The organism is Citricoccus sp. (genome assembly GCF_035445025.1).
Lineage (GTDB): Bacteria > Actinomycetota > Actinomycetes > Actinomycetales > Micrococcaceae > Citricoccus.
The window spans coordinates 1-3,350 of sequence record NZ_DAOMPX010000128.1 but is presented as its reverse complement, the minus strand read 5'-3'; the positions used below and the strand labels follow the sequence as shown (position 1 = coordinate 3,350).

General features: G+C 71.8%; 4 protein-coding genes. 2 read left to right on the top strand and 2 right to left on the bottom strand.

The annotated features are described in order from the left end of the window. Nucleotides 1-124 precede the first annotated feature (124 nt). Complete coding sequence (locus tag PLJ28_RS15370; protein ID WP_183527427.1) at nt 125-1,033, bottom strand: uracil-DNA glycosylase; 909 nt, start codon at nt 1,031-1,033, stop codon at nt 125-127. A 105-nt stretch (nt 1,034-1,138) separates the two neighbouring features. On the opposite strand from PLJ28_RS15370, the gene PLJ28_RS15365 reads away from it, so the two are divergent. After that, entirely contained in the window at nt 1,139-1,435 is a 297-nt protein-coding gene (locus PLJ28_RS15365) for a hypothetical protein (protein ID WP_324590389.1), read from the top strand. Nucleotides 1,436-1,523: 88 nt separating this feature from the next. Here PLJ28_RS15365 and tsaB read toward each other — a convergent pair whose 3' ends face one another. Beyond that, nucleotides 1,524-2,216 (bottom strand): tRNA (adenosine(37)-N6)-threonylcarbamoyltransferase complex dimerization subunit type 1 TsaB, encoded by a 693-nt coding sequence (gene tsaB / locus PLJ28_RS15360; RefSeq protein ID WP_324590388.1) that lies wholly within the window; start codon nt 2,214-2,216, stop codon nt 1,524-1,526. A gap of 109 nt (nt 2,217-2,325) precedes the next feature. Here tsaB and PLJ28_RS15355 point away from each other — a divergent pair. Continuing rightward, the coding region (locus PLJ28_RS15355; protein WP_324590387.1) for a serine hydrolase domain-containing protein at nt 2,326-3,350 on the top strand (1,025 nt) is incomplete at its 3' end.

Sequence of the window (3,350 nt, the reverse complement as noted above, 5' to 3'; positions counted from 1 at the left end):
AATAAAGCAGAGCCACCCAAGTCAGGACAGCTTCCGGAGTTACGGTAGCAGGAGATGATTGAAGTTCCTAATGGAACCTAGGGCGTCACAGGGTGGCCTCACTCGGGCCGAAATGTCAGGCCCGTCACAGCAGACGGATGACCTCATCCAGCATCGCCTCGGTGAGCCGGCCGGTGAAGGTGTTCTGCTGGGAGACGTGGTAGCAGCCGACCACGCGCACCTGCCGCTCCCCCGCGTCCTGACCGCCCTCGCCCCCGCCGCCAGCACCGCCCGGCGCGGTGAACACCGTCTGCACCCCGTGCCCGAACTTCGCCCGCGGCCGTGGCATGCCCCAGCCGATCCGGGCGACGGCGGCGTGCAGGGACTGCCAGCCGATCGAACCCAGCACCAGGATCGACTCCACCGTGGTCAGCAGCTGCAGTTCCCGGTCCAGCCAGTGCCCGCAGGCGGCCCGCTCGGCCGGGGTGGGCTTGTTGTCCGGCGGGGCGCAGTGCACGGGGGCCACCATGCGCAACCCGGTCAGGCGCTGACCGTCACCGGCCATCACGGACGTCGGCCGCTCGGCATAGCCGGCCCGGTGCAGGGCGGCGAACAGCCAGTCCCCCGAGCGGTCTCCGGTGAACATCCGCCCGGTGCGGTTGCCGCCGTGGGCGGCGGGGGCGAGCCCCACCACGAGGACCCGCGCGGACTCGTCCCCATAGGAGGGCACGGGCCTGCCCCAGTACGGCTGGTCGGCGAAGGCCCTTCGCTTCTCCCCGGCCACGGTCTCGCGCCACTGGACCAGCCGCGGGCAGGCCCGGCACACGCTGACCCGCGCGTCGACCTCGGCCAGCGAGGACGCCGATGCCGCCAGGTCCCGGACCTGGTCGGCCGAGGCCGCGGCCGGCGTCGTGGGCAGTGCGGGGTCCTCCGGCCAGCCGGTGCCCGGCGGCACGGGTGAGGCGAAGCGCCGTCCCGTCAGCGGATGCGGGAGCGCTTCCGCATCCGGTGACGGGACAGCGCCGGGGTCCTCATCGGGGTGATCAGCTGTCATCATCCCGAGTAGATCACACTGCTCACACCCGGGGCGCCTGCGATCTTCACACCCCTCTCCGCCGGGCCTACCCTGAAGGGGGATCGCGTCCAAGGAGAGTGCGTCATGGCGTTCGTCCAGCTGATCGAATACACCACCACCCGGCCCGACGAGGTGGCCGAGGTCCTCGCCGAGTGGGAGCGGGCCACGCAGGGCAAGCGCACGGCGCGCCGGGCCGTGTGGATGACGTACCGCGACAACCCGGACCGATACTGCGAGGTCGTCTTCTTCGACTCCTACGAGTCGGCCATGGAGAACTCGCAGCTTCCGGAGACCGCGGAGTTCGCGGGAAAGATGCGGGAACTCGTCGACGGGGAGATCTCGTTCCGCGACTTCGACGTCGTGGACGAGCGCGAGCTCTAGGCAGGAACCGCCGGCGTTACGGTCACGATGCACGGTGAGACACGCCGCGCGAACCACCGTCCATCGTGCTCGTAACCAACTCGAGGCGTCAGCGCTCCCCCGTGCCCGCCCTCTTGCGCGGCCCGGGGACCTTGGCGTCGGACTCGCGCAGGTACAGCGGCTGCACGGGCAGCAGGCCCCGGCCGCGGCGCAGGGAGAGCTCGCCGACCAGGCCGAGGGCACCGGCGTCCGGGACGGTGGTGCGGAACTCCGGGACGGAGGACAGCACGTCCGGGTAGAGCCCCGCCCCGGCGCCGTAGACCGGCAGCGGGGTGACGTCGGCCGGGGCGGTGACGAAGGGCCCGTGGAGGCGCTGGAACTGCCCGCCCACGTGCGAGTAGTGCGCCCAGTAGACCTCGCGGCGGCGGGCGTCGGTGGCGACGACGAACTCGTCCACCCCGCGGCGCCAGGCGTCCTCGGCGGCGGGGTGGGCGATCGCGTCCAGGCTCATCACCCCGTGCACGTCCAGCCCCCAGGCGAAGGCGAGCGAGCGGGCGGTCACCAGCCCGGCGCGCAGCCCGGTGAACGGCCCGGGCCCGACGCCGGCCACCACGGCCCCGAGGTCCGCCGCGGCCACGTTCGCCTCCCGCATGACCTGCTGCACGGCGGGGGCGAGCACCTCGGCGTGGGTGTTGGTCTCGGTGGTGGAGAAGCGGGCGAGGACCTCGCCGGAGAGCACGACGGCGGCGCTGGCGGTCGCGGAGGCATCGATCGCGAGCAGGGGGCGGGGGTCGGAGGTCACGGGGTCCAGTCTACGGAGCACCTGCACCCGTCACCGCGGCGCGGACAAAACCCCACGCCACCAGCGACTCATCCTCCCCGGGACCACCCCCGTGCACTAGATTGAGCGTGTGACAACCCCTCCCCCTCCGGGTGCCTCGACGCCTGCCGAGGACCTGACGGAACTCGCCTCGGCCCTGGACGAGGCGGCGCTACGCCACAACTTCTCCGGTGCCATCTCCATTGACGTGGAGGGCTCCCCCGTGCTGTCCCGCGGGTACGGGCTGGCCGAGCGTGTGCTGCGCATCCCGAACACGCCCGAAACCCGGTTCGGGGTGGCGAGCGTGTCCAAGGCCTTCACGGCACTGGTCATCATGTCCCTCATCGAGGACGGCTCCCTGTCTCGGGTCTCGAGGGTGCGGCCCATGCTCGGCCTGGACCTGCCGGAGATCGACGATGACGTGACCCTGGAGCACCTGCTCGGCCACACCTCGGGCCTCGGCGACTACCTGGACGAGTCGGCCGACTGGGAGGTCACCGACTACGTGCTGCCCGTCCCCACGCACACCCTGGCCGAGACCGAGGGGTTCCTGCAGGTGCTGCACTGCCCGCAGGTCTCCCGGCCCGGAGAACGGTTCGCCTACAACAACGGCGGGTACATCGTCCTGGCCCTGGCCGCCGAGCGCGCCTGCGGCCGGAGCTTCCACGAGCTGGTCACCGAGCGGGTGCTCGCCCCCGCGGGCATGGGCAATACCGGCTACCCCCGGCTGGACGAGCCCGCCGCCGGTACCGCCACCGGGTACCTGCGGTGCGACTCGGTGCGCACCAACGTGCTGCACCTGCCGGTGCGCGGCAACGGCGACGGCGGTGCCGTCACCACGGTCGAGGACCTCAGCAGGTTCTGGCGCGCCCTGGCGGACGGCAGGATCGTCTCCCGTGGGGCGCTGGCGGAGTTGACCCGCCCCCGGCACCACGACGAGTACGAGGGTCTGCGCTGCGGGATGGGCTTCTGGCTCGACGAGGACGGCCCCGGTTGGATCCTGGAGGGATACGACCCCGGCATCTCGGTGCGCACCCGCTTCGACCCGACCACCCGGACCACCGTCACCATCGTCTCCAACGACTCCGAGGGCGCCTGGCCGGTCATCCAGCGCTA

What these genes read in the sequence shown, in the direction of transcription:
- PLJ28_RS15365 (WP_324590389.1), top strand. Translation starts at nt 1,139, where the DNA reads ATGGCGTTCGTCCAGCTGATCGAATACACCACCACCCGGCCCGACGAG.
- PLJ28_RS15370 (WP_183527427.1), bottom strand. Translation starts at nt 1,033, where the DNA reads ATGACAGCTGATCACCCCGATGAGGACCCCGGCGCTGTCCCGTCACCG.